The sequence below is a fragment of the Litoreibacter sp. genome (assembly GCF_058136045.1).
This window is the reverse complement of record NZ_JBYVDD010000003.1, coordinates 457,038-482,886: the sequence shown is the minus strand read 5'-3', so window position 1 is coordinate 482,886 and position 25,849 is coordinate 457,038. Positions and strand designations below refer to the sequence as shown.

Annotated in this window: 24 protein-coding genes and 1 other RNA gene; 11 read left to right on the top strand and 14 right to left on the bottom strand. The window is 54.7% G+C overall.

Annotated elements, in window-relative coordinates:
* Positions 1-19: 19 nt before the first annotated feature.
* Together AC3Y7R_RS03695 and AC3Y7R_RS03690 are read right to left on the bottom strand one after the other, a co-directional pair.
* On the bottom strand, positions 20-1,174 hold the full coding sequence (locus AC3Y7R_RS03695; RefSeq protein ID WP_490040656.1) for an ABC transporter substrate-binding protein: 1,155 nt from the start codon (positions 1,172-1,174) through the stop codon (positions 20-22).
* 393 nt (positions 1,175-1,567) lie between these two features.
* Positions 1,568-2,473 carry a LysR family transcriptional regulator gene (locus AC3Y7R_RS03690; RefSeq protein WP_490040655.1) on the bottom strand — a complete coding sequence of 302 codons (906 nt, stop codon included), beginning with the start codon at positions 2,471-2,473 and terminating at the stop codon, positions 1,568-1,570.
* A 148-nt stretch (positions 2,474-2,621) separates the two neighbouring features.
* On the opposite strand from AC3Y7R_RS03690, the gene AC3Y7R_RS03685 reads away from it, so the two are divergent.
* A complete protein-coding gene (locus AC3Y7R_RS03685) occupies positions 2,622-6,008 on the top strand; it encodes an indolepyruvate ferredoxin oxidoreductase family protein (protein WP_490040654.1) in 3,387 nt (1,128 codons plus the stop codon).
* Between the two features lie 13 nt (positions 6,009-6,021).
* Here the strand turns inward: AC3Y7R_RS03685 and AC3Y7R_RS03680 are convergent, their stop codons facing one another.
* Positions 6,022-6,249 (bottom strand): sulfurtransferase TusA family protein, encoded by a 228-nt coding sequence (locus AC3Y7R_RS03680; RefSeq protein ID WP_490040653.1) that lies wholly within the window; start codon positions 6,247-6,249, stop codon positions 6,022-6,024.
* A gap of 82 nt (positions 6,250-6,331) precedes the next feature.
* Here AC3Y7R_RS03680 and AC3Y7R_RS03675 point away from each other — a divergent pair, with 82 nt between their 5' ends.
* From AC3Y7R_RS03675 to AC3Y7R_RS03660, 4 genes are all read left to right on the top strand, one after another.
* Positions 6,332-7,600, top strand: a complete 1,269-nt coding sequence (locus tag AC3Y7R_RS03675) for a hypothetical protein (RefSeq protein WP_490040652.1) — start codon at positions 6,332-6,334, stop codon at positions 7,598-7,600.
* A complete protein-coding gene (locus AC3Y7R_RS03670; protein WP_490040651.1) occupies positions 7,597-8,958 on the top strand; it encodes a cytochrome P450 in 1,362 nt (453 codons plus the stop codon). The genes AC3Y7R_RS03675 and AC3Y7R_RS03670 overlap by 4 nt, the downstream gene beginning before the upstream one ends.
* A complete protein-coding gene (locus AC3Y7R_RS03665) occupies positions 8,951-9,439 on the top strand; it encodes a DUF3592 domain-containing protein (RefSeq protein ID WP_490040650.1) in 489 nt (162 codons plus the stop codon). Before AC3Y7R_RS03670 ends, AC3Y7R_RS03665 begins: the two co-directional genes overlap by 8 nt.
* A gap of 137 nt (positions 9,440-9,576) precedes the next feature.
* Positions 9,577-10,089: a hypothetical protein gene (locus AC3Y7R_RS03660; protein ID WP_490040649.1), complete on the top strand. Its 513-nt coding sequence runs from the start codon at positions 9,577-9,579 to the stop codon at positions 10,087-10,089.
* 12 nt (positions 10,090-10,101) lie between these two features.
* Here the strand turns inward: AC3Y7R_RS03660 and AC3Y7R_RS03655 are convergent, their stop codons facing one another.
* From AC3Y7R_RS03655 to AC3Y7R_RS03610, 10 genes are all read right to left on the bottom strand, one after another.
* Positions 10,102-10,326 carry a ribbon-helix-helix domain-containing protein gene (locus tag AC3Y7R_RS03655; protein ID WP_490040648.1) on the bottom strand — a complete coding sequence of 75 codons (225 nt, stop codon included), beginning with the start codon at positions 10,324-10,326 and terminating at the stop codon, positions 10,102-10,104.
* On the bottom strand, positions 10,323-10,496 hold the full coding sequence (locus AC3Y7R_RS03650; RefSeq protein ID WP_490040647.1) for a DUF4169 family protein: 174 nt from the start codon (positions 10,494-10,496) through the stop codon (positions 10,323-10,325). The genes AC3Y7R_RS03655 and AC3Y7R_RS03650 overlap by 4 nt, the downstream gene beginning before the upstream one ends.
* Positions 10,493-11,884 (bottom strand): class II fumarate hydratase, encoded by a 1,392-nt coding sequence (gene fumC / locus AC3Y7R_RS03645; RefSeq protein ID WP_490040646.1) that lies wholly within the window; start codon positions 11,882-11,884, stop codon positions 10,493-10,495. Before fumC ends, AC3Y7R_RS03650 begins: the two co-directional genes overlap by 4 nt.
* A gap of 96 nt (positions 11,885-11,980) precedes the next feature.
* Positions 11,981-12,502 carry an SspB family protein gene (locus tag AC3Y7R_RS03640; protein ID WP_490040645.1) on the bottom strand — a complete coding sequence of 174 codons (522 nt, stop codon included), beginning with the start codon at positions 12,500-12,502 and terminating at the stop codon, positions 11,981-11,983.
* A 65-nt stretch (positions 12,503-12,567) separates the two neighbouring features.
* A complete protein-coding gene (gene chrA / locus AC3Y7R_RS03635; protein ID WP_490040644.1) occupies positions 12,568-13,773 on the bottom strand; it encodes a chromate efflux transporter in 1,206 nt (401 codons plus the stop codon).
* Positions 13,770-14,555, bottom strand: a complete 786-nt coding sequence (locus AC3Y7R_RS03630) for a chromate resistance protein ChrB domain-containing protein (RefSeq protein ID WP_490040643.1) — start codon at positions 14,553-14,555, stop codon at positions 13,770-13,772. The genes chrA and AC3Y7R_RS03630 overlap by 4 nt, the downstream gene beginning before the upstream one ends.
* A gap of 939 nt (positions 14,556-15,494) precedes the next feature.
* Positions 15,495-15,847: a transfer-messenger RNA gene (gene ssrA, locus AC3Y7R_RS03625) on the bottom strand.
* 259 nt (positions 15,848-16,106) lie between these two features.
* On the bottom strand, positions 16,107-16,739 hold the full coding sequence (locus AC3Y7R_RS03620) for a hypothetical protein (RefSeq protein WP_490040642.1): 633 nt from the start codon (positions 16,737-16,739) through the stop codon (positions 16,107-16,109).
* Between the two features lie 279 nt (positions 16,740-17,018).
* Positions 17,019-18,068 carry an ABC transporter substrate-binding protein gene (locus AC3Y7R_RS03615; protein ID WP_490040641.1) on the bottom strand — a complete coding sequence of 350 codons (1,050 nt, stop codon included), beginning with the start codon at positions 18,066-18,068 and terminating at the stop codon, positions 17,019-17,021.
* A gap of 120 nt (positions 18,069-18,188) precedes the next feature.
* A complete protein-coding gene (locus AC3Y7R_RS03610) occupies positions 18,189-18,914 on the bottom strand; it encodes a FadR/GntR family transcriptional regulator (RefSeq protein WP_490040640.1) in 726 nt (241 codons plus the stop codon).
* Positions 18,915-19,032: 118 nt separating this feature from the next.
* Between AC3Y7R_RS03610 and AC3Y7R_RS03605 the strand changes: the two genes are divergently transcribed.
* From AC3Y7R_RS03605 to acuI, 4 genes are read left to right on the top strand one after another with little or no spacing between them, the layout of a single operon-like run.
* A complete protein-coding gene (locus AC3Y7R_RS03605; RefSeq protein ID WP_490040639.1) occupies positions 19,033-19,770 on the top strand; it encodes a DUF2182 domain-containing protein in 738 nt (245 codons plus the stop codon).
* Positions 19,771-19,799: 29 nt separating this feature from the next.
* On the top strand, positions 19,800-20,441 hold the full coding sequence (locus tag AC3Y7R_RS03600) for a DUF1326 domain-containing protein (protein WP_490040638.1): 642 nt from the start codon (positions 19,800-19,802) through the stop codon (positions 20,439-20,441).
* A 23-nt stretch (positions 20,442-20,464) separates the two neighbouring features.
* A complete protein-coding gene (locus AC3Y7R_RS03595) occupies positions 20,465-20,944 on the top strand; it encodes a DinB family protein (protein WP_490040637.1) in 480 nt (159 codons plus the stop codon).
* A gap of 36 nt (positions 20,945-20,980) precedes the next feature.
* Positions 20,981-21,964 carry an acryloyl-CoA reductase gene (gene acuI / locus AC3Y7R_RS03590; protein WP_490040636.1) on the top strand — a complete coding sequence of 328 codons (984 nt, stop codon included), beginning with the start codon at positions 20,981-20,983 and terminating at the stop codon, positions 21,962-21,964.
* Positions 21,965-22,036: 72 nt separating this feature from the next.
* Here the strand turns inward: acuI and AC3Y7R_RS03585 are convergent, their stop codons facing one another.
* Entirely contained in the window at positions 22,037-23,860 is a 1,824-nt protein-coding gene (locus AC3Y7R_RS03585) for a BCCT family transporter (protein WP_490040635.1), read from the bottom strand.
* A 353-nt stretch (positions 23,861-24,213) separates the two neighbouring features.
* Here AC3Y7R_RS03585 and AC3Y7R_RS03580 point away from each other — a divergent pair, with 353 nt between their 5' ends.
* The gene (locus AC3Y7R_RS03580; protein ID WP_490040634.1) at positions 24,214-24,654 is read left to right on the top strand and encodes a TrgA family protein; all 441 of its coding nucleotides are present in this window, start codon (positions 24,214-24,216) and stop codon (positions 24,652-24,654) included.
* Between the two features lie 4 nt (positions 24,655-24,658).
* Entirely contained in the window at positions 24,659-25,795 is a 1,137-nt protein-coding gene (locus AC3Y7R_RS03575; protein ID WP_490040633.1) for an NUDIX domain-containing protein, read from the top strand.
* The last annotated feature ends 54 nt before the right edge of the window (positions 25,796-25,849 follow it).

The window sequence follows — 25,849 nt, the reverse complement described above, 5'->3', positions numbered from 1 at the left end:
GACTAAATAGTAGCTACGGTTAACCGCCAGATTTTAGTGTTCCCCAGAACACACCAGAATACCCGATGGGCAGGAAGGTCTCATGTAGCTCCTTCATTGTTGCATCCGGGTCCAAGTCTGCAAACAGATCAGGGTGTAGCCATTTGGCGAATGCCTGCATGGCCACAAAGTGATACGGGCTGTTGTAGAATTGGTGGTAAACAGAGTGGAAACGGCCATTTTTGACAGCCGAAAGCTCTGGCCAACCTTCACGAGATGCAAGCGCGGCTAAACGTACCTGAACGGCTTCTTCGGTGGCTTCATAGCCAAAAAGAACAGCCTCAGTTGCCGGATTGGCCTCGGCCCAATTCGCACCCGTACCAATGATAATGGCCGGATCATCCGAGAAAATCGCCTCAAGGCTCACCGCAGCAGAGAAGCCCGGTGTTTTTTGAGAGCCCCAGTTCCGGCCCCCCGCTAAATCAACCAGCCGCCCCATATTGGCTGCCCCAAAAGTATTGCAGCACTTGGCAGGGTTGTAGCCTGCGGCGCGTTCAATAAATACGACAGGGCGATCTTCAAGCGGTATTTGCTCGACCCGCGAATAGATCAATTTCATCTGTGACTGGTAATAGTCAGAGAATTTATCGGCCTCATCACGTTTGTCAAAAATCCGACCTAAAAGCTGAAGGCTCGGCACAGTATTTTGGGTGGGATCTTGCCTGAAGTCGACGAATACTGTCGCGATTCCAGCCTCTTCCAGCTTCTCGATAATACCGCTTTCCTGTGCTTTCAGCAGGTTCCCAAGGTTCATCAAGACAACTTCTGTGCCTAACGAGATAACGGCCTCTAGGTTCCACTCGTCGGAATACGGGCTGCCAAAGCTTGGAATATCTGCGGCTTCAGGGAAGATTTCGAGGTATTTGCGATAAGCATCCGGATCGTAAAGCACCATGTCGTTTTTCCAACCGGCGATACGAGCAAAGGGGTTTTCTTTGTCCAATAATGCGATGGAATAGATCATGCGGCCTTCGCCGATGACCACTTTGGATGGGTTTTTCTCAACTTCGACCGAACGGCCGGCGATATCGGTTACGGTGATCGTCTCTGCGGTGGCGAGCGTGGCAGTCGCAAGACAAATTGCGGCAGCTGCGGTAGCGGAGCAAAGACCCCGCGTCAGTGATCTGACATTCATGGGTCTCTCCTTGATGTATTAAACGACAGGCTAAAGCCTGCCGACGCGTCTCTAAAATAGTATCATACAATTTTTGTCAACTATTATTGACTACATATTTTGAACTGCTGAACATCTCAAAATAACGCATCAACCCGACATGATTAGGGGGCACATATGTATATGTGCCGCCATCACTGTGCTAATATTTACGCTGCTGGGCCACCTCATCACGTAAAACTGCGGGCAAAAAAAAGGCCGAGCACAAGGCTCGGCCGAAGTCCAACAGGGAGGTGGGAGACACATCAGTGTCCCCCGATGATTAGGATTTAGGCATCCGACCCGCGCGGTTCAAGAAAAATAGGCAGTTTTTAAAGCATATCCGTTATGCATTTGGCGCATACATCCGCTAAATCAGCCGTTTTCAATCATTTTAACCCGTTTTCTCTGCTCACCTATTTGGGACACAACAAAGTCGCGGAAGGCCGAGATGCGTTTAGACTGACGCAATTCTTCCGGATAGGCGAGGAACACCGGAACCTCGTTCGATTCGACCTCGGGCAGTACCCGCACCACTTCTTGATCGTCGATCGCCACATAATCGGGCAACATGCCGATCCCAAGACCATGGCGGACGGCCTGAAGGCAGCCAAAGTAGTTGTTCACGGTCAGCAGGCTTGGCAACTCATAGCTCATCAATTCACGCACCAGCGTGGCCCCGGCGCTGACCTGTTCCGAGGAAGAATTTTGGCAGATCAGGCGATGGTCCTGCAAATCCTTGATAGTTTGCGGCATCTCGTGGGTTGTCAGGTATTCCCGCGACGCATAGAGCCGCATTTTTACCGACATCAGCCGTTTGCGCACCAAATCCGCCTGTGACGGCTCTTTCATGCGGATTGCCACGTCGGCCTCACGCATTGGCAGGTCAAGGACGCGCTCGGTCAGCATCAGGTCAATATTTAATTCGGGGAAATCCGTATAGAAGTTGGACAGGCGTGGCGCTAGCCAAAGCGAGCCAAAGCCGATTGTGGTGGTCACGCGCAACTCGCCAAAGACCTCTTCCTCGCTGTCACGAATGCGGGCCGAGGCGGCGTCTAGTCGCTTGGACATGGCGCGGGTCGCATCGAACAGCAATTCACCCTGTTCAGTGAGAATCAGCCCGCGCGCGTGGCGGTGAAAAAGGGTGGTATTTAAGGAATCCTCTAACGCGCGCACCTGCCGCGAAACGGCCGATTGAGACAGATGTAGCGTGTCTCCGGCGTGGGTCAGGCTGCCTGCATCGGCAACTGCGTGAAATACTCTTAGCTTGTCCCAATCCATTTTGGACGCTCTTTCATCATAAAATACAGTGTTTTTTATTTGTAACCCTGTGGAGTGGTGGTCGCAAAGGGAAGTTTCGTAAAAATTGCTTGGTAGGTCAGGTTTTGTGACCTATAATGATTAAATCATGAGCACTGGGAGGCGCGACATGGGTACTCAATCCATTTCACTAAACGATAAATATGACCTGACGAAATCGCCTGTGTTGTTGAACGGCACGCAAGCGCTGGTGCGCCTCGTATTGATGCAAAAGGCCCGTGATGCGGCGGCTGGGTTGAACACTGCCGGGCTGGTCACAGGGTATCGCGGCTCGCCTTTAGGGGCGGTTGATATGCAAATGAGCCGTGCCTCTAAAGTGCTGGATGACGCGGATGTCACCTTTCAGTTGGGTCTTAACGAGGATCTTGCCGCCACCGCGATTTGGGGCGCGCAACAGGCGGAATTACGCGGAGAGGGACGCTTCGATGGCGTGTTTGGCCTGTGGTATGGCAAAGGCCCCGGCGTGGACCGGTCCGGTGATGTGATGCGCCACGCCAATATGGCGGGAACGTCTGTACATGGCGGCGTATTGATGGCGATGGGCGATGATCACACTGGCGAATCCTCGACCACATTGCACCAATCTGATTGGGCCATGGTGGACGCTTATATGCCCATCGTGTCGCCTGCTGGCGTGCAGGAAATCCTTGATTACGGCCTGTATGGCTGGGCGTTGTCGCGCTTTTGCGGCCTTTGGGTGGGCTTGAAAACCATGAAGGATACGATCGAGGTCACCTCGGTCATTGATGGCAATCCCAACCGCGTGTCCTTTGTTGAGCCTAAGTTTGATATGCCCGAGGATGGGTTGAATATTCGCCTGATCGACACGCCACAACTACAAGAGGCGCGGGTGATTGATTATAAGCGCGTGGCGGCGGAAGCCTTTGCAAAGGCTAATAAAATTGACCGCCCGATGTTTGGTAATGCCAAGGCTAAAATCGGGTTTGTGGCGGCTGGCAAGAACTGGCTCGACCTGACCCATGCGCTGTCATTGCTGGGCATTGACGAGGCCGAGGCAGCGCGCCTTGGCATTGCGACCTATAAAATTGGTCAGGTTTGGCCGTTGGACATGGACAGTTTCAACGATTGGGCGCGTGATCTGGATTTGATCGTGGTGGTCGAAGAAAAACGCAAACTGATCGAAGTGCAAATTAAGGAGGCGATTTTTGATGATCGTCGGGGGCGGCGCGTCTATGGCGGCCTCAAAGAGGGGGAGGAGTTGTTCTCGCCACGCATGGCCTTGAACCCAATTGAAATTGCAGAGAAAATTGGCGCCATCTTAATTGAGGAAGGGCGGCGTACTGAGCGTATGGATGCGGGTTTGGTAAAGCTGGATGAGGCCAAGCGCGCGGATAATGCCCAAGATATCGCGGCCCGTTTGCCGTATTTCTGCTCGGGCTGCCCACATAATTCCTCGACCAAAGTGCCTGAGGGTTCGCGCGCTTATGCGGGCATCGGCTGTCACTACATGGTGCAGTGGATGGACCGCGAAACTGTGGGCTTTACGCAGATGGGCGGCGAGGGGGCAAACTGGATCGGCGAGGCTCCGTTCAGCAAACGTGATCACGTTTTTCAAAACCTCGGGGACGGCACCTATAATCACTCGGGAATTCAGGCCATTCGTGCGGCTGTCGCGGCGGAAACCAACATCACCTATAAGCTGTTGTTCAACGATGCCGTTGCCATGACTGGTGGGCAGGGCAATGAGGGTGGCCTAGATGCGCCGCGTATCGTGAATGAGTTGCGTGCCATGGGGATTGAAAAACTAGCGCTGGTTTACGACGAAAAAGAGGATGTAGACTTCAGCCAATTTCCGTCAGGTTTAGAGCGCCATGAACGAGCTAACCTTCTTTTTGTTCAGAAAGATTTTAGTAAATTCAAAGGCGTATCGGTCATTGTTTATGTTCAAACTTGCGCCGCAGAGAAACGCCGACGCCGTAAACGTGGACTATTTCCTGACCCTGATAAACGGGTGTTTATCAATGCCGAAATTTGCGAAGGCTGTGGCGATTGTGGGGTGCAATCTAACTGCGTCTCTATCGTTCCGCTCGAGACTGAATTTGGCCGAAAACGGGCGATTGATCAATCGTCGTGCAATAAAGATTTTAGCTGTGTCAGCGGCTTCTGCCCATCCTTTGTGACGATTCAAGGCGCGCAGTTGAAAAAACAGGCCACCGCAGAGGTGGAATTACCCGATTTGCCCACACCAAAACTGCCTGTGATCACAGGTACGCATAACGTTGTGATCACAGGTGTTGGTGGCACTGGCGTCGTCACGATTGGGGCTATTTTGGCAATGGCTGCTCATATCGACGGTAAGGGGGCTGGCATGATGGAAATGGCAGGTTTGGCACAAAAAGGTGGCGCTGTGCACATCCATTGCCGCCTTTCCAACAATCCTGACGATATCAGCGCCATTCGCGTTGCAATAGGCGAGGCTGACGCGATTATTGGCGGTGATTTGGTGACGACGGCAGGGGCCAAAACCCTAGGGTTAATGACCCAAGGGCGCACGGCGGCAGTGGTTAACAATCATGAGATTACGACAGGTGATTTCACCCGGGATACAGAGTTCACAATCCCCTCGGATCGCTTGCAATTGTCGCTTCAGGCACGCCTGAAAGAGGATGTGCAATTCTTTGATGCCTCCGAGCTGGCGCGGGTGTTGATGGGCGATAGTATCTATTCAAATATGATGATTTTCGGGGCGGCTTGGCAACGAGGGCTTTTACCAATCACCTATGCGTCCCTGATAGGGGCGATCGAGTTGAACGGTGCCGCGCCAGAGCGTAATAAGCGCGCCTTCGAGTTGGGCCGTTGGGCCGCAGAATTCCCGGATCAGGCGGCTGGTTATATTGGCGATCCGCTGGTTGATCTACCCAAGACATTAGATGAGAAAATCAGCTTCAGGCGCACTCATTTACTAGCCTATCAATCGTCGCGTTTAGCTAGGCGTTATGAGAAGAAATTGGCTAAAGTTGATGACCTTCAATTGAAGGATGCTGTTGCTAATGGGTATCATAAGCTATTGAGTTACAAGGATGAATATGAAGTTGCACGACTTCATTTAGAAACAGAAGCCAAGGTGCGTGCGGCTTTCGATGGTGAGTTGAAATTGACCTACCACCTTGCGCCGCCAATGCTGAGCAAGATGGGGCCTGACGGGCGCCCCCTTAAGAAAGAGTACGGGGGATGGATGGCGCGCGGCTTTGCCATTTTGGCTAAACTGAAACCCCTGCGCGGCACAGTTTTTGATCCGTTTGGCTACACTGAGGAGCGCAAAACAGAGCGCGCTTTGATCAAACAGTATGAGGCAGATTTACCCAAGATAATCGCGGCTACGAACCGTGATGCGGCGATTGCATTGGCTGAATTGCCCTTGCAAATTCGTGGTTTTGGTCCGGTCAAGAAAGCCAATATTGAGAAGGCAGAAAAACGACGCGAGGAGCTTATTTCCGTGCTGAATTTATCTGAACCCGCACTCGCGGCGCAATGAGCACCGTAGGCGCTTAACCTTTACGCAAAAGGTAAATTTGGTGCTTGTCTTCATCGGTTGATGAGATCAATTCATGACCGGCCTCGGCGCAAAAATGTGGCATGTCGATCACGGCTGCCGGGTCATTTGCCAACACGCGTAAAACTTGTCCTGAAGACAGCGCTTGTAAGCGCTTGCGCGCCTTTAAGACGGGCAGGGGGCAGAGCAGCCCAATTGCGTCAAGTTCCGCGTCAAAATCCATATGCGTGATCTAGGCGACACGCACGCCTTTGTCCACGCGCAGCCTTCTTACTTTTGCCTGAAACGCGGGGTATCGTGCGGCCATGGAAGTGGTGGCAAATGAAGCGCAGGTGCAAACCGTGCGCAAAAGGCGGGTGTTCTACATTCCCGGCTATGACCCTATTCCCCCACGCCGATACCGTGAATTGTACCGAAAAGAAGGTGCGGATCAGGCCAATATAAGCGGGTATAGCATTGATTTAAAATCAAAATCTGGCAAAGAAATTTACGGATGGCACGCCCATTCAGAGATCAATGGCGCACAAACTGACGCCCAGATTGATGTGCTGATCTGGTCTGATATCGTGCGCGGTTCAATGTCGAACACGATCCCTGCGACCTACTTTCAACTGCTACGCACGGCGGCAACCTACATCGGCACCGGTGCCTTGTTTCGCCTGATGCGTCTGCGCAAAGGGCCAATTATTGCAGCGCTATACCCGATTGGGATGTTACTTGCGCAGCTTGGCCTCGCGATATTACTGGGCACGCTGTTGGCAAACCTATTGAAGTTTGGTGTGGCCAAAGCGGTTGAGGCCATTGGTTTCGGGGTATTCCCTTGGGTAATGGCTTTGTTTGGGTGGGCTGTCGTTGCCACTGCGGCATTCAAAATATTGCGCTGGTTTCAGGCCAAAGACGGTAAGTTTTTCGCCTATTATTTGATGCATGACTTCGCCTATTCAGCCCGCTGGATGGGGGCAAACCCACCGGAGTTGGAAAGCCGCATGACGGAATTTCGCGCTACGATAGCGCAGGCTTTGCATGAAGATGTGGACGAGGTTTTAATCGTTGGCCATTCCTCGGGCGCACATTTGGCAGTGTCAATTCTGGCCGATTTGATCCGTGCGGGTGAGGTGCCGCCAGACGGCCCGAAACTGGCATTTTTGAGCCTTGGACAAGTGGTTCCGATGGTCTCGTTCCTGCCCAAAGCCACGCGATTGCGGGCAGATTTACACTATCTTTCCACCCGAGATGAGATCACTTGGATTGATGTCACAGCCCCCGGTGATGGCTGCGCTTTTGCGTTGTGTGACCCGGTTTCGGTCTCTGGGGTGGAGCCTAAGGGCAAAAAATGGCCACTGATTTTCTCAGCCGCATTCACCCAAAGCCTTAGCCCCGCGCGGTGGAAGGAATTGCGATGGCGCTTTTTTCGGCTGCATTTTCAATACCTTTGCGCTTTTGATCGCCCTAAGGACTACGATTACTTTCAAATCACCGCTGGACCAATAACGCTGCATGAGCGCTATCACGATCGCCCGCAGTCCAAATCCCGCATTGACGTCGCCGCCTCTGGCTATACCTCTATGTCATGAGTGAAATCATCCCGCCAAAACCAACCGCGCGCCCGGATAAGGTCTCTTTGCTTAAATATCTGCGGCTGTTTCGCCAAGACATTTTGTCGGCACAACCGGCCAAGCTGTATCGCGCGTGGATGGCGGAGTTTAAGACGCCTTTTTTTCACAGCTACATGATCAATCAACCAGATCTGGTGAAGACCGTTCTAAAAGATCGCCCGCAAGATTTCCCCAAATCAGATCGTATAGGCGCGGGATTGCGCCCCTTGCTGGGCAACTCGGTATTTTTGACCAATGGTGAGGTTTGGAAGCGTCAGCGTCGCATTATTGATCCGGCCTTTGAGGGGGGGCGTTTGCGCGATACTTTCCCTGCCATGTGGCAGGCTGGGGAAGCGGCGACTGCGCGCCTTAACGATGGGGTGCAAGAGGTCGAGGCCATCACCAGTTTTGCCGCAGCCGATGTGATTTTTCGCACGCTTTTCTCGATCCCGATTGAGGATAAAACGGCGCAAGCCGTGTTTCACGAGTTCCGCGACTATCAGAGAACCCAGCCGATCTTGAACCTTGCGGCCTTCATCAAAGGCCCGAAATGGATGCCGCGCCTGTTTCGCAAGCGCACCAAGGAAACGGCCAAATCCATTCGCGGGTTGATCACGCAATTGACCGAAGCGCGCATGGTCAAGATTAAGGCAGGCACTGCGCCTGATGATCTCGCGACCAAGATTATGACCACCGCTGATCCCGAGACCGGCGAGGTTTTCACCACTGAAGAAATGGTCGATCAGGTGGCGATTTTCTTTCTGGCAGGTCACGAAACCAGCGCCTCTGCCTTGGCTTGGACCTTGTATTTACTAGCTTTATTCCCTGAGTGGCAGGACAAATTAGCACAAGAAGCAAAGGCGTTGGATGGTGGCTGTGACTTCAAAGTGATGTCTAAACTGCGTGCCTCGCGCGACGTATTCCGCGAAGCCTTGCGCCTTTACCCGCCTGTGCCGATGATGGTGCGCGAGGCCACATGCCCCGTGACATTTCGCGACCGTCAAGTGAAGGCTGGCGCGCAGGTGGTGATCTCGCCATGGCATTTGCACCGCCACGAGCGCCTGTGGGACAACCCCGACGGGTTCGACCCAACAAGGTGGGCGACCGAGAATGGCAAAGAGTGCCAGCGCAACGCATACATCCCGTTTTCCAGTGGGCCGCGGGTGTGCACAGGGGCGGGGTTTGCGATGGTTGAGGGGCCGTTGCTGCTATCAATGTTGGTGCGTGCGTTCCGCTTTGAGCTGACGGACCGCACGCCGGTGCCTGTTGCGCATTTGACCGTGCGCTCCAAGGATGGGATATGGTTAAAGCTGACAAGGAGAGACCCAGATGAGTAAAGGCAAAGGTGCAGCACCAAGATCGTGGCTGGTTGTTGGGATTTGCTTTGCGTTGGGCGTGGTGTTGATGTCTTTGGGTAATGTGGATCGCGCGATCTGGAGCATGTCATCATATGGGGAGCCAGTTGCCGGGCGGGTGATTGACATGCATAGTATTAGGGCCACGTCCGGTGATCCTACTTTGTCCTTCCTACCACGGGTAAGTTTCACTGATCCCGGTGGCATTGATCGAGAAATTACCGTCAAGGCTGGCTCGCCTGATTATAATTTCCGCAAAGGTGATCGCGTGACAGTTCTTTGGCGCGCAGAAAACCAGACGATTTCTATACAATTGCCGTTTCAGCGTCATTGGGCGGTGGCGATTGTGATGTGGGTTTTTACGGCTGTTGGGATTGTGCTGCTGCTGGCGGCGTTTTGGTTTGTTTTGCTCCGCATATTTTTGGCATGGCGTGCGCGACGTGCAAGGCGTGCCGACATGTAGCCAGGCATTTTAGGGCTTCAAACCGATACTGTGATCTGACCAAAAAATCTGAACTTTCAAACAGAATTAATCCTTGCTCCCACTATCATTCCTAGCCCGATAGCTTATGAAAAGCGGTGTCTTAAGGAGAATGACTAATGGGAGCTTCACCAAGCTTACTTGACCTGATTGCGGCGGCGCAGACCAATGCAAAGGCGTTTGAAGATCGCATTTCAGAAGTCGTCAAACTTATAGATGGGCAGAGCGCGTCTGAGGCCCAAGCTGAAGAGCTTCGTGATGCGACTGTTTCGCTTGAACTGGCGGCGGTCGATATCTTTTGCGTGTTCGAGGCGCGGATGCAAAACCACTTTAAGCGCGGCCCGTTTTCACGCAAATTGAAAGCCCTATTGTTGAAGGCAGAGAAAGTTGATCTCGCCGATAGGGTTCACCAATATTATCTAGCGATTAACGTGTTGAAGCATGGCAAAGGTGCCAGTCATCGCGAATTGCTTGAAAGCCCAAGCGCTCTTTTTGTGGTGAAACCATCTGAGGATATTATCGTCGATGAGGCGCGCCCCGCCGTAGGCCTTGTTGATGTCACTGTGCCGGGATTTTTTGACGGGCTAAGCGCAACAATTCTTGAGGCTTATCACTTCCTTGAAAACAAGTAAGTCCTGTCTCTGTTAGGCTTTATTCCTGTTCAAAGCCCAGTCTAGCACCCGCAACCTTATGGCCGAGGCCAGCCCCAGATCCAGCCCGCGGTCTTTATCAATGCGCGCGGCGAACTCGTTGATGGGAATGTTTTGCTCGGAGGCCATGCGCCGGAAGGCCGCCCAAAATTCATCCTCAAGGGACACCGACGTGCGGTGCCCCTTTAAGGTTAAGGATCGTTTCTTGGGCCGGCTCACTTGTCCAACTTATGGCCGTCGAGTTTGGTTCTCGCGGCCAGTTGCGCCTTCATATCAGCCTGCTTTTGCTCTTTGGTGCGCCCAAATTTAAGCGCGTTGGCGTCACCCTGTACGCGTTTGCCAGCGCGGGTTCTTTCTTTGCGAGCCTTGCTCAGATTTCCAGCTTTCATTTCGGTCCAATCATATCTTCGGGCCGCACAACGCGGTCGAAGGTTTCAGCGTCCACCAGCCCAAGGGCGATGGCCTCTTCCTTCAATGTTGTCCCGTTTTTATGCGCCGTTTTAGCGACTTTTGTAGCGTTGTCGTAGCCAATGGTCGGCGCCAGTGCTGTGACCAACATTAGGCTTTCCTTCATCAATTTATCAATGCGTTCTTCATTGGCCAGCGTGCCAACCACCATGTTGTCGGTGAAGCTAGACCCTGCATCGCCCAAAAGTTGCATCGACTGGATCACGTTATAGCTCATCATCGGGTTGTAGACGTTCAACTCGAAATGACCCTGTGAGCCTGCCATGCCCACGGCCGCATCATTGCCCATCACATGGATGCAAACCATGGTTAACGCCTCGGCCTGTGTCGGGTTCACTTTACCGGGCATAATGGACGAGCCCGGCTCGTTTTCTGGCAAGATCAGCTCGCCCAGACCCGAGCGCGGGCCAGAGCCAAGCAAGCGCATGTCATTGGCGATTTTGAACATCGAGGCGGCGACAGTTTTCAGCGCGCCCGAGAACATCACCATCGCGTCATGTGCGGCCAAGGCCTCGAATTTATTGGGGGCGGTCACGAATGGCAGCTCGGTGATCGAAGCGATCTCAGCCGCGACTTTCTCGGCAAAACCTTTGCGGGTGTTTAGGCCCGTGCCAACTGCCGTGCCGCCTTGAGCCAGCTCGTAGATGTCGGGCAGGCAGGCCTCGACGCGGGCGATGCCTTTGGCCATTTGATGCGCATAGCCACCAAATTCTTGGCCCAAGGTCAGCGGTGTCGCGTCTTGCGTATGCGTGCGCCCGATCTTGATGATGTCTTTGAATTCAACTGACTTTGCGTCCAAAGCGGCGTGCAATTTGCGCAGACCCGGCAGCAAGGTGTCGCGTGCAACCATGCCGATGGCCACATGCATCGCAGTGGGGAAGGTGTCGTTGGAGGACTGCCCCATATTGCAGTGATCATTGGGGTGGACGGGGGATTTTGATGCCATCACGCCGCCCATCATTTCAATCGCGCGGTTCGAGATAACTTCGTTGGCGTTCATGTTGCTTTGCGTGCCAGAGCCGGTTTGCCACACGACCAGCGGGAAGTTGTCGTCCAGCTTGCCGTCAATCACCTCTTGGGCGGCGGCTTGGATATGGGGTGCTAAGTCTGCGGGCAAATCACCGAACTCAAGGTTCACGGCGGCGGCAGCTTTCTTGATAACGCCAAGTGCGCGCACGATGGCCACGGGCTGGCGCTCCCAACCGATCGGGAAATTCATGATCGAGCGCTGCGTCTGCGCGCCCCAATACTTATCTGCAGGAACCTCTAACGGGCCAAAGCTGTCAGTCTCGGTACGGGTGGCGGTCATGGGAATTGTCCTTCCAAAAGCAAACTCGGCACTGATGTAGCGGTGCGACGCGGGCTTGGCAATTGGGCAGGAGCGCGCGGTTGCGCAAACAAAGGCCTAAGGCTTGCGAAAAGCGTCCAGCGAGACGACATCTGCCTCTTTTGCAGGCTCGTTCGCGTCTTCCTCAAGCTCGGCATCATCCTCGGGATTCTTCAGATCGAGCGCTTCGGCCAGATCAAGGTCGGGCAATTCCACCACTTCGTGCAAGGCTTCGTCCTCGTCATCATCGTGACTCTCAAACCGCAGGCCGAACTCAACCGAGGGGTCGACAAACGTGCGCAACGCCTCGAATGGGATCGACAGTGGCTCGGGATTATCGCCAAAGTTAAGCGTGATCTGGAAGCCATCAGGAGCCACAATCAGGTTGTCGAACCAATGTTGCACGACGATTGTCATATCTGCCGGGTAGCGGTCAAACAGCCAGTCGGCCATTTCCACATTCGGGTGACGGGTATCAAACGTAATGAAGAAGTGATGCTCGCCGGGCAGGCCATTCGCGCCGACATCTTCCAATACTTCCGCAATCAGCCCACGCATAGCGCGGTGCATTTTGTTGCCATAGTCGATGCTGTCGGACATGTTTTTAGCCCCCGGTTAGACGCGGCTCCACCATGCGCGGATTCGCAGGCGAGGGGAAGGGGGGCTCAGGCCAGATAGCTTAAAACCAGACCGAGTACCGCGCAAATTGGCAAAACCAGTAGCATATCCCATTTGCGCCACAGCAGAAGTACCGCCGCGATTACGGCAATCAAAAACGCCCCCCAATGTGGCGCGCCACTCTCGAAAAACACTGCGCCGCCAAACCAAAGCCCCAGATTGGCAATGACGCCAACCACCGCGGCCGTGATTGCTGCCAAAGCGCCCGACAGGCGCGGCATATGCGCGAGCCGGTCAATATAAGGGGCACCCGCGAAAATCCAAAGGAAACATGGGGTAAAGGTTACCCAAAGCGTCACAATCCCGGCTGCTAGCGCAAGCGTTAGCCCTCCCGTGGAAAATCCAACCACCATGGCCACAAATTGCGTCACCAATATCAGTGGCCCCGGTGTGGTCTCGGCCAAGCCCAAGGCGTCAACCATTTGCGCGGTGCTGAGCCAGCCGAAATCTCCCACTACGGTCTGTGTCATATAGGTCAAAACCGCGTAGGCCCCGCCAAATGTGACCACCGCAAGGGTCGAGAAAAACTTTGCCATATCCAGCAAAATACCCGGTGAAATGAGCGCCAATACCGCGACCGGGATCAGCCAGATGGCGAGGCCGATGGCGATTGTACGTACCGTTTCTATGAGGGGTGTTTTTGGGGCAGGGGGCGTGTCTTCGACCTCGCCCTTTAAGGTCAAAGTGCCGATGATTGCGGCCAGTATAATGACCAATGGAAACGGCGCGTTAAGCAAGAACAACGCGGCGAAACTAAGTGCTGCGATTGCGTAATGCACCGGGCCTTTTAGCGCTTTCTTGGCAACCTTGATCAGGGCTTGGATCACAATCACCACCACGGCGGCCTTCACGCCCAAAAACAGCGATTGCACCAAAGGGAGTGCGCCGTAAACGCCGTAAGCCAGCGCCAATATTGCAATCACGACCGCACCCGGAATGACAAATAACAGCCCGGCCAAAAGCCCACCCGGAACGCCGCGCATGCGCCAGCCTGAATAGGTGGCCAATTGCATCGCCTCTGGCCCGGGCAGGACCATGCAAAATGACAGTGCACGCAGGAATTGTGCCTCGCTTAGCCAGGGACGGTCCTCGACTAACTCTTTGTGCATCAAGGCAATTTGTGCCGCAGGGCCACCAAAGGATAGCACGCCAATGCGCCCAAAAATGCGTGCCATATCACGGTAAGAAATCATGTGCTTGCCACCTGAGATGCATGGGTTTCGCCCTGACCATCACGCGCCCAACGATAGAGCGCATCATAGATCATCATGCCTGCATCAAGCTGTGCATTATCGTCTTTATATTGGCGCGATAGCCCGACTGATAGTGCCAGTAGGCCTGTGGCCTCGGGGGCCAAGTCATGGCGGTTTGTATCAGCGGCGCGGATGATTTTGGCCATTGATTGCAGCGGTGCCATGTCTAGTTTGAACGCGGTCATCATGGCGTCAAAACTGCATAAATCGTCCTTATGCGAGAAGGCGCTGTCCTCCACATCAAATGGGGTGGCGTTGAACTTTTCGGCCACGTTCAGCACCTCTGAGGGGGGTACAAACATGAATTGTGCGCCCGGATCGACAAAGCGGCGGATCAGCCATGGGCAGGCGATGCGGTCGATCTTGGGGCGGTGGCGTGTGACCCATAAGGGGCCGGGAATTTCATGCGCGGGGATCAGCGGCAGGCCTGCGTCGCGCCACGCAAATATACCGCCCTCTAGGGCCTCGGCCTTGAGGCCTTTGGCGCGCAGAATTGCGGCCGCGCCATGGCTTAGTTTTAGCCCCTTTTGGCAGATCACAACCACTGGGCCAGTGCCGCTATATTGGTTAATCTCAGTATGCTTCCAGCGTTGAGAGGTGGGCACAAGGCGCGGGTCCTCGGCAAAGTCTGGCTCGATGCACACGTCTAGAATGTGCGGTGCATCGGACGTGCCGATAAGGCGCATCAGTGCGGAGCAGGTAATTTCATTAAAACTGGCCATGGTGGCACCCCTAATATGTTTGTGTCGAAGGGATGCGAGCAATCGGCTGGCGCCTCACGGGGTGTCGCGGTGTCCCCATGAGGCTAAAATGCCTTTGCTTGTGGGCGGCGTCAAGAGGGAGGCTGGCTTAGTGAGCCCAAATAGGCGTGGTGATCATCTCCCGCGCCTTTGCTGACGTCGTTGCGGCCTCATTCTTGCACGGGTTACGTGACTTCTAAGCGCCTTGCCTCTGGTGTTTCTTAGGCGGCGCAAACCCTCTTGATTTTTGTCACGTAATTGCTTGGAAATGTTCGCGGCGTAATCAATCAGGAGGCTTCTTACTCTCTCAAATTCCTTACTTGTTCTTGTTGCACTGGCAATGAGAATTTCCAAACAAGCGGTCACAACGGCATCCATTTCTTGATAATCGCTGCGAAGAAGGGCTCTCTTGAAGCGTTCCTCGTACCAAGCAAACGTGTGCCCAATATGTACTGTCTGGGGTTTCATCTCGGGGCCCCGGGGTTTGCTAAGATCGGGAACTTTTGGGGTTCCGTAAACGATGTTTACTGCCTCGGTTACGACAGACAGACTCAAGTTTAAATCATATACTAGGTATAGAAATATCATTTTTCGTTGATTGGGCGATGGGCCGTCGACTTGGCATGGTGTCTCAAGTATGACTGTGTTTACATTAAGTACGATCCACTCGGCTACGCTTTTGGCCGAGTAGGTATTTTTTGGAGGTTTAGTGCTGCTGAATTTCACCATTGGAAAGTATCCCATGTTTATTGCAGTTTTTATTTAAATTTGTATATTTTTAATGGTGAATGTTAGGCCTGTAGATGTGAATTAGTCAATCCAAGCTACCGCACGCCAAAAAGTGGCGGAAGCGTTCACTACATGACAGAGCCGTTTGACTGTGCAAACCTACGAAGTGGTAAGGTGCAATGGTTGGAGATTAGCGCAGGTTTCTGTTGCCAGGTACCTGCAAACCCCGCCAAACGCTGCTAAGCGAGAGGACTTAAGTTTTCAATAGATCCGACTGCTTACGCAGCCATCGCCATTGGAGCTTTGTTGTCATTTGCAACTAGCTTGTATGTACCGATAACGGTGGTAACTCACCGAAACAAAGCAAACCCCTTTAGACGTCCGTCGATCCTATTTCGACCCCATGATCGCCAAATGAGCGATGTGTTGGTGGAGTCGCCGGGTACCGCCCCCGGGTCCGATCCGTGTATTACGAGCGCGTTTATGTCCATAGTCCCCGAGGGGACGGTTTATATATAGGGCGGGGTGTGGGGATATACAATCTCTGTGATGCTGAGTTGGGTGAGGTTCTGAGGTGGCTGCTTGGAGCCCAAAGTTACTGAATACTGCATGTTGCACTAAGGTCCGTTATTTACGAAAGAGCCAAAAACCTTCAACAACTGCTTAGGTTTGGAACGGGGTTTGTGGCAGCGTTAAACGAGGTGCTTTGCGGGTGAGCCAAAAACGAGCGTTTTTGGTAACGTTCTGGTACGCTCGGCATCGTTTTGGTGAATTTCCACGTTATGAACCCAAATTTTAACTACATTATTTGATGATCAATTTCGACAACTCAGCATCAATATCGAAGATCATTCTTTGCAGCCGTTGTAGCCATTGTCTGAAGTGCATTTCACCGACGACGAGTACAGATATCGTAACTTCTGAACCATCAAAAAAGGGCTCAATCCAAGCACCAAAGCCGTCATCACGATCTATTGCAGCTGTAAGTTTACTCTCTTGGTCAAGTCCGCCCTCGTGAATTATCTTGTTACGCAAACCTCGTAGTCGATGCAAACTGGCCCAGTCGCGGTCCCATTCTGTGGTTTTGCATAAATCTGCAACGTGTTGCAGGATGTATTGAGAGCGATACAATGGAGGAATACGGCCATCTTTGGTGAGCTCATATTTCCTTCTCACATCTGCGGCGGGCGCACTACCCTCAGGAGTAAGACCTATGATAGCGGCTTCGGCCATCGAATATGCAGAGCAAAGCAACGCTGAGCGCAACTGACGAGCTAGTAATTTATTTTCCAATTCCAAGCGACGTCTATCGTTAATATCTTGAGGTTGGCGCTCTGAAGCCTGAGCTGCTTCGAATGCAGTCTGATTAACATTTTCGATCCGACCTAGAGAAACCATTAATGCTGAAAACTTCTCACTATTGCGAAATTCCGCCATATCGCCTCACTTTCTAGATCACCCAATCGATACGTCACTCTGCCCCATCACTATGTTTTTGTGTTAGAGTTTATGTCGGCATCCTAATTGAAGGTTTGCGCGAGCAGAACCTTTGTAACAGCAGATATACCACCAAAAACGACCGTTTGTTGAACGGTTCACCGAACCGGCCATTGACGCACCTTCAGCGAATGTCAACAAAGTCCGCAAAGCAGACATTGCTTAGATCAGGGGCGTAGAAAAGGGCAGCCGCCAAGCAATGACGGCTGCTGAAAACCTTTAGAACCCGGCTTTGATGCGCTCGAATTCTTTGATCATCATTTCGCGCAGGGTGATGTCCATTGGCAGTTGTGCCAGTTGCGGCGCGGTGATCTCGTTTAGGCCAACTTCGCTCAGTACCTCTTGGGAAAATGTTCCCATGGCGGCGGTGTTGGAGTGGCCGTAGCCCCATTCATTGACGATGTAATCGGCGGTCTCTTGGCTGAGGAACGACTCGATGAAATCATGCGCTTTATCTTCGGAGCCGGGGCCGTCTTTCAGGTTCACATAGCCGCAAAACCACGACGAGGAGCCTTCTTTGGCCTCGCGCTGGAAGCCGATGTTATAGCCGTCGGCGACCATTTGCACCGGGGTCTCGTTCCACGCCCATGCCACCAAAACTTCACCGGTGGCCATCAGTTGCGCCAGCTCTGCGCCGTCGGCCCAATAGGCGCGGGTGTTGGCGTGGGCCTTGCGCATCCATTCCGAGGCTTTCTTGAAATCCTCCTCGGTGGCTTTGGTCCAATCCGCGGTGCCAGTGGCCAGATAGGCCAACGCGTAAGCGTCTTCGACGTTGTCGGGCAGGGAGATGCGACCTGCCATGGCTGGATCGACGAAAATCTCTAGCGTGGCGATCTGATCGGCGGTGATTTTATCGCTATTATAGGCGATGCCCGTCATGCCCAGATCGGCGGGGATGAAGTATACGTCCCCATCGCGCACAAATGTCGGATCGTTTTTGTAGATATCGGCCAAAGTGTCATAGCTTGGGACTTTTGACAGGTCCCAAGGCTCCAGCAGGCCCGCTTGGAACCACTTATCAATAGATTGCGAGCACGGATGTGCCACATCAGCCTTGAAGCCGGAGCGCAGTTTTTGGAAGGCTTCTTCCTCTTCGCCAAAGAACGCATAGGTGGGGCCAGCGCCGTGTGTGGCTGCGTATTTGATGAAAAACCCGTCTTCCTCGTAGCCGGACCAGTCAAAAACCAGAAGGTCGGGATCGGCGGCAAATGCGGCGGTGGAGGCAAGCGTGAGGGCGGCAGTGCCCAGCAATTTGGTCAAGCGGTTCATAGGTGGAGGCTCCCGGATGTGTGAAGGCTATACTGGGGGATGAGCCTAGGCGAGCAACCTGTGTCCAGCAAGATAAAACTGCGCGACAGGGCGGGGCGGGACAAGGCAGGGCTGGGCGGGTTAGCGAGCGGCGCGCGCGCTCATCACGTCTTGGGCCAGCAAGATGGTGTAGGCTTCCAACTCGGTCAGGGCCGCATCAGCAGCCGTGGCGTCTTGGGCCTCCAACGCATCGGCGACCTGTGTGTGCAAGGCGACGATGCGCTCGCGCGAGCGCGCGGTGAAGGTGATCATGTTCATCAACGGCTGCATCGCCTCGACCGCGCCGGCCAATTGGTAGGACATCACCGGGTTTTGCGCCCCGTCCACCAAGGCACGGTGAAAGGCCACATCCGAGGCGCAAAAGGCTTCGTCGCTGAGGCCTGCTTGGGTCTGGCGAAATATTTCGGCACGCATGGTGGCAAGGTGATCGGCGCTGCGGCGCTTGGCTGACAGGGGGGTGCAGGCGCGCTCGAGGGTGAAGCGGGCCTCGCAAGCGGTCTCGAAGCTGACCTCGTTCATTGAAAGGAGCAATGTGGAGGTGGTGATCTGCTGCGCGTAGGCGTCTTCAAAGGTCAGCCGGTTCACAAAAGCCCCGCCAGTGGCACCGCGCTGCGTGCGGATCAGGGCTTGGGCGGCCAGACGTTTCAACGCCTCGCGCACGGTGGGACGGGACACTTTGAACTGCTCGGCCAGCTCTGCCTCGGAGGGCAGGCGGGCATCAACGATCAGCTCTCCCGCCATGATCGCGTTGCGGATCGAGGCGGCTATCGTGCTGGAAAGATCGCGGGCGGGCTCAGATTTTTTCATAAGTTAATTTTCATCAGCGGGCATTTAATCAATTGTCAGACATATAAAAATCTGACACCCTAACTTAACAGCGACAGCGGGAGGCGCAACGCGGATGTGGGCGGATCGGATCAGGGCAATGGCAGGGGCGCATTGGATCGTGCTGTTCGGGGTAATCCTTGCGTCTTGGGCCGCGCTATATGCCCTGTCGATCCCGTCCGAGCTGCGCCTGTTGGAGGGCCTCTACGGGCGCGACTTTTGGACCGGCTTGTGCACGATAACGCCCGACGCGGCGGGATTTGCGCGCGTTGTGTTGATGTGGGTTCTAATGTCTGCGGCAATGATGGCCCCGACGATCTTGCCCGCCTTAGCGACGTATGAAGACTTATCCAATGTCAGCCAAAACACGGGGTTTGGCACGCTTATTGCTGGCTATATGTTTGTTTGGATTGGATTTTCCTTTTTGGCCGCGGGGCTGCAAATGCTCTTGTTTCAAGCTGGCTTACTTGGCGCGTTCGGCGGCAGCCTCTCTGTTATCTTATCGGCCGGACTGCTGGCCGTGGCGGGGGCGTACCAGTTTTCAACCCATAAAGAGGCGTGCCTGTCCAAGTGCCGCCAGCCGATGACTTTCTTCATGCAGCATTTCGAGGAGGGCCCGTGGCGCAATGGCATCCGCCTTGGACTGGTCTGCTTGGGATGCTGCTGGGCCTTGATGCTTTTAGGCTTTGTGGGCGGCGTGATGAACGTCGCTTTCATGGGCCTCGCGACGCTGATTATGGTGGTCGAAAAGCTGCCCGATCTGGGGCGATATATTACCAAACCGCTGGGGGTGGCATTGCTGGCAGCAAGCGCATTGACCCTTGCGGGTGCAATTTAACGAACTTTAACGAAGCTAAGGAAAACCACATGGCACGCGACACACAAGAGCTTGGCACCGTCCCTTGGAACATCAAGGGCGAGCTGATTTTGAACTGTAACTGCACGGTGTTTTGCCCCTGCGTGGTCTCGCTGGGCAAGCACCCGCCCACGGAAGGCTACTGTCAGGCCTGGATGGGCATTCGCATCGACGAGGGGCATTACGGCGACGAATCCCTCTCGGGGCTTGCCGTTGGCATGGTGATGGATATTCCGGGCAACATGGGGCGCGGCAACTGGAAAGTGGCGGCCTACATTGACGACCAAGCCAGCGAGGCGGCCTATGACGGGTTGATCGCGATCCTGTCGGGGGCGGCCAAAGGCACGACGGGTTTGTTTCGCATGTTGGTTGGCGAATTTCTGGGGGCCGAACGCGCTCCGATTTCATTCGCCACCGAGGGCAACGTGCGCCGTCTGATGGTCGGCAAGAAAATCCAAGGTGAAGTCGTACCGGTAGCCGGCAAAGACGGTGCCGATATGGTGATCACCAACACCGAATACTGGATGGGCAAGGACATCACGGTGGCCACGGCGAACCGTGGCAAAGTGCGGGCTTACGGTCGGGTTTGGGACTTTGACGGGCGCTCCGCCGAGATCTGCCAGATCAACTGGGGCGGGCCGGTGCCACAATGATAAGCCCTGACTATTGCCAGACCATGGCGCGCTATAATGCGTGGCAAAACAAGGGTATGATGGAGGGAATGAGCGCCATCACGCCCGCTGATTTGGCCATGGATCGGCAGGCGTTTTTCGGCTCTATCTTTGCGACTGCGAACCACCTGCTTTGGGGAGATCGCCTGTGGATGTCGCGCTTTGACGGCGGACCCGCGCCCGAGGTCGAGGGTGCCGACAGCGTGCGTTTGCATGCGCAGTTGCAGGGCTTTCTGGAGGACCGCCAAAGCACAGATGCGCGGATCAACCGTTGGGCGCAGGGGCTGAGCGAGGCGCAGCTAAGCGGCCCGCTGACATGGTACTCCGGCCTGTCGAAGCGTGAGTTGAGCAAGCCTAAGGCCATGTGCGTCACCCATTTTTTCAACCATCAAACCCATCATCGCGGGCAAATTCACGCCATGCTGACCGCGGCAGGATATAAGCCCGATGATACCGATCTGGTTTTGATGCCGGAGGCGGGTTGATGCGCACAAATGAATACGAAGACTAGAGGAAAAACCATGTTTAACGCATTGATTGTAGAGAAAAATGACGAGGGAAAAACCAGCGCCTCGGTTCAAGCCATATCGCAAGATCGCCTGCCCGAGGGCGAGGTATTGGTGGCGGTGGACTACTCCACCGTGAACTATAAAGACGGGCTATGTGTTGGGCCGGGCGGCGGTTTGGTGCGCACTTACCCCCATGTACCGGGGATTGATTTCGCCGGCACCGTCGAGGCCTCGGATGATCCACGCTACAAGGCGGGCGACAAGGTCGTGCTGACCGGCTGGCGCGTGGGCGAGGCCTATTGGGGCGGCTATGCGCAAAAGGCCCGCGTGAAGGCCGACTGGCTGGTGCCGTTGCCCGACGGGTTGAATACCCGCCAAGCGATGGCGGTTGGCACGGCGGGCTTCACGGCGATGTTGGCGGTGATGGCGTTGGAAGATCACGGCATCAAAGACGGCCCTGTTTTGGTGACGGGGGCCGCAGGCGGCGTTGGCTCGGTGGCGACGGCGATTTTGGCCAATCTGGGGCATGAGGTTGCAGCCGTGACCGGGCGGCCAGAAGCGGCGGATTACCTCAAATCCCTTGGGGCCACGCAAATCGTAGCGCGCGAAGAGATCAACGAGGCGATCAAACGCCCTATGGAAGCCGAAACGTGGGGCGGCTGCGTCGATGCGGTCGGCGGCGAGATGTTGGCACGCCTTTTGGGCCAGATCAAATACGGCGGCTCGGTCGCGGCGGTCGGGCTTGCGGGTGGCGCGGGCTTGCCTGCGACAGTCATCCCGTTCTTGCTGCGCGGTGTGAACCTGCTGGGCATCGACAGCGTGATGCAGCCCTATGACAACCGCGTGCGCGCCTGGGACCGGATCGCCAAAGACCTGCCGATGGATAAGCTAGAGGCGATGGTGCAAACCGCGACGCTGGCGGACTTACCACAACTTGGACGCGACATCCTGAAAGGGCAGATCAAGGGCCGCGTTGTGGTTGATGTGAACGCTTAAGCGCTCCATATTGAGAAACGAGAAACGGCGCCCCAATTGAGGGCGCCGTTTCTTTTTGTTCTATCGAAATAGCTATTCGGCAGGTGGGTTTTCCGCCGCGTGCTTATCGCGCAAACTGTCACGATACAGCGCCTTGGTCAGCGCAATCATCATCAGCCCCATGACTGCTGTGAAGGGCAACGCCCCGATGATCATCGCATTTTTCAGCGCATCCATCGGGTTGTTCTCACCAGCGGCCAACAACAACGTGCCGATCACCAAAGTCAGGACGATGCCCCAAACGATGCGGTGCTTGATGCCGGTTTCTTCTGCGCCACCCGACATGATGGTGTTCATCACCAAAATACCCGAGTCCGCAGAGGTCACCAAGAAGGTCATGATCAGCACCACGCACATGATGGTGATAGCCGACAAGAACCCGCCCGAGATCATCTCGCCCAGTGTCACGAACAGCTTGGCAGTGTTGGAGGCCCCAAGAATGGCACCTTCTGCACCGCCAGTTAGCTCTAGGTTAATCGCCGTGCCACCAAGGATGGTCATCCATGCAAAGCACACCAGCGACGGTGCGATAACGCAGCCGATGATGAATTCGCGCACGGAGCGACCTTTGGAGATACGCGCAAGGAACAAGCCAACAAATGGCGAGAACGCGATCCACCAAGCCCAGTAGAAAGTGGTCCAACCGGACTGCCAGCCAAATTGACGACCTTGGTTGCCCGCATCATAAGCCGCGGCCAAAACATCATCCGGCAGCGCTGCGGCGGCACCTTCAAGGCCGGATTTAAAGCCATCAAACGAACCCCAAGCGTTGGTTGCCCCAGCCATCAGATCACCCGCCAATGGTTTGGCTGCTTCCGGCAAGGCGGCGGCAAAGGCGTCGGCTGATTGCGGGCCATAAGCGCCAAACGACAACTGCACGAGGTGCAAGATGTAGTCGATGAAGGCCGAGCCATAGGTGGACAGCGCGAAGGTGAACGACCCAAAAACAACGAACACAATCAGCAAGATCAGCGACAGCACCAGATTGAGGTTCGAGAGGTACTTAACCCCTTTGCCAACTCCAGATACGGCGGACAGGATCGACATTGCCATGATCATGATCAGACCAGCCACAAGACCGACTTTGCCCGGCGTGGGGGCGTCGCCCTCCATGTTCATCATCCACTCCATGCCGGTGATCGCATAGACCCCGTCAATAAACTGGCTGACCCCGAACCCGATCGTCACCGAGACACCAAGGATCGTGGCAACGACCCCCAAAATATCGACGATATGCCCAAGCACACCGTTCAATGCTTTGCCAAACAGTGGTGACAGCGCCGAGCGGATCGTCAAAGGCATGTCGCGTGTATAAGAGTAGTAGGCGAGGCTAAGCCCGGTCACCACATAGATGGCCCAAGCGTGAAAGCCATAGTGCAAAAAGGTGTAGCGGTAGGTGGCGGTCAAAGCCTCCTCGGTGGTGCCCGCGACGTCTCCGGCCAGCACAACGGGGTTGGACCCCCACAAGCCAAGCGGCTCGGCGGTGGCGAACACCATCAAGCCCACACCCAGACCGGCGCCAAACATCATCGAGAACCATGAAAAGTTGGAGAATTCCGGCTTTTGCCCGGGTTTACCCATGATGCGGCGCCCTGTGGCGGGTATGGCCGCCACGATCAAAAGGAACAAGAGGAAGATGCCGACGATGACGATGTAGAAAGAGTTAAATCCTGATAGAATTAGGCTGTTCCAACTGCCCAATGTGCTGTTTGCATTGCCCGGAAAGACCAGCGCCCAAAGAACCAAGGCGACCATGATCCCCTTGGAAACTAATGCGATTGGGACGCTGTTGCCCTCGTAAAACCCGTCATCAGCAGTCTTGATATTTAGGTCGGTGAATGGTGGTTTGACACTCATATTTCCCTGTCCTTGAATTGGCGGGGCGTCATGTCCGATGTAGAAAAATCGTGTTTTTGTATACGCCTCGACTTCCCGCCCTCGTCGGGCAAGCTCTGGCAATATTTTGCCAGATGGACAGAATGTCGCAACGTCTGAAAGCGAAATGATTAGGTCTGATGGCGACAGAATGTTGCTTATTGTGCGACCAGAATATAATTTTTGTGCGGATGGGCTATTGCCCCAAAGCCCGAAGGGCGTGTCCGCGGTGCACTTAATGCGGGCAAACTTCACGCCGACCTCTTGCACCAATCTGTTTTGGGGTGGAAACTGCGCACCAAAGCAATCACACGAATAAACCGAGTAGCCAGCCCATGCCCACCGCCGCCAAACTTGTTGCCGCGATCATCTTTGCAATCACCGGGTATTTTGTATCCGAATTGATCCGCGCGGATCTTCCCGAGGGTCAACCATTGAAGTGGTTGGTCAAAATTTGCGTGATCATTCCATTGCTTATTGGCTGGCGGGTCATGGGGAAACTGGTTGGCAAAAACTACGGGGCAGCCATGAACTCCGGCTTCTATGGCATTGTTCTGTCTACAGTTTCTGTGACTTTCATTTTTGCCGTTGCCTTAATGATCAAGAAGTCACGGCGGCTACAATATGATGGCCCAATGGAGGCTTTGGTCGACGTCTTCGCATTGATGCTGGAGTATGGTTTGCTACTGCTAAATCCGTTCGTTTTAGTGGTTTTGGTTTGCGGTGGCTTCATCGGGGGCGTTGCGGCTGAGTGGGCACACCGCAAGTTTGAGTAACCAAATGACCGCACGCGTCCGCCCAACCGACATTGTTTTATTTGGCACCTTACGCGACCCAAAATTGCTGGGTGTGGTGCTGGGCACTGTGGCAGATGCGCAACCTGTCAGCTTGCCGGGGTACGGTGTATTTAGCGCCAAAGGAGAGAGCTTTCCGCTGGTTTTCCCCGTTGAGGCGGCTCATGCAGAGGGGCTGCTCCTGCAAGGCTTGACGGATGAGCAAGTGGCGCGTCTCGATTTCTATGAGCGGCTTTTTGGCTATGAGCTGGAGCCAATCACCTTAACCGGCAGCCAAGACGCGTGGATCTACCGGCCCACCGGCGCGCAGCTTATGAAGGGCGCGCTGTGGGATTTATCCCAGTGGCAACAAGAACATGGCCCGCTTGCCCGTGAGATTGCCCGCGAGGTCATGGGGATGTTTAACACTCATTCTGTAGCGGAAATAATCCAGATGCTTGCTCCGATTTCCAGCCGCGCACAGGCGCAGTTGAATGGGCGCGCGCGCAATGTTGAGAACACTTTGCGGCACGGGTTTTCGCGCAAAGACGTTGTGCTAGAGGCCACGCATAGGCCCTATTCGAAATTCTTTGCTGTGGATGAATTGACCCTGCGCCACCGCAGGTTCGACGGCGGTGAAAATACGATCGAGCGCGCGATCTTTGTGATGGCCGATGCCGTCGTGGTACTACCCTATGATCCGGTGCGCGATACGGTGCTGTTGATTGAGCAGTTTCGCCCGATTCCCTATGCGCGTGGCGAGGCTAACCCATGGTCGCTGGAGGCCATTGCAGGCCGTATTGACGGTGGCGAAACACCGCAGCAAGCCGCCCATCGCGAGGCTTTGGAGGAAAGCGGGCTGCACATCAAAGACTTGGTTGCTGCGGCAGAATACTATCCATCCCCGGGGGCCGCGCTCGAATATCTATACTGCTACATTGGCGTTTCCGAGTTGCCCCAATCCGCAGCAGGCTTGGGTGGTTTGGCCAGTGAAGCCGAGGATATCCGCTCCATGGTGGTCCCATTTGAGGCGTTGATGGCGGCAGTCCATCGTGGCGAGGTGCAAAACGGCCCCTTGCTGATTTTGGCACTTTGTCTGGATCGAACACGCGATGCTCTGCGCGCTGGCGCAACAGCCGCTTGAGTTCATGCTGCGCCATGCCTATCAATGCCTAAGCGTTGTATAGGAGTTGCCGCA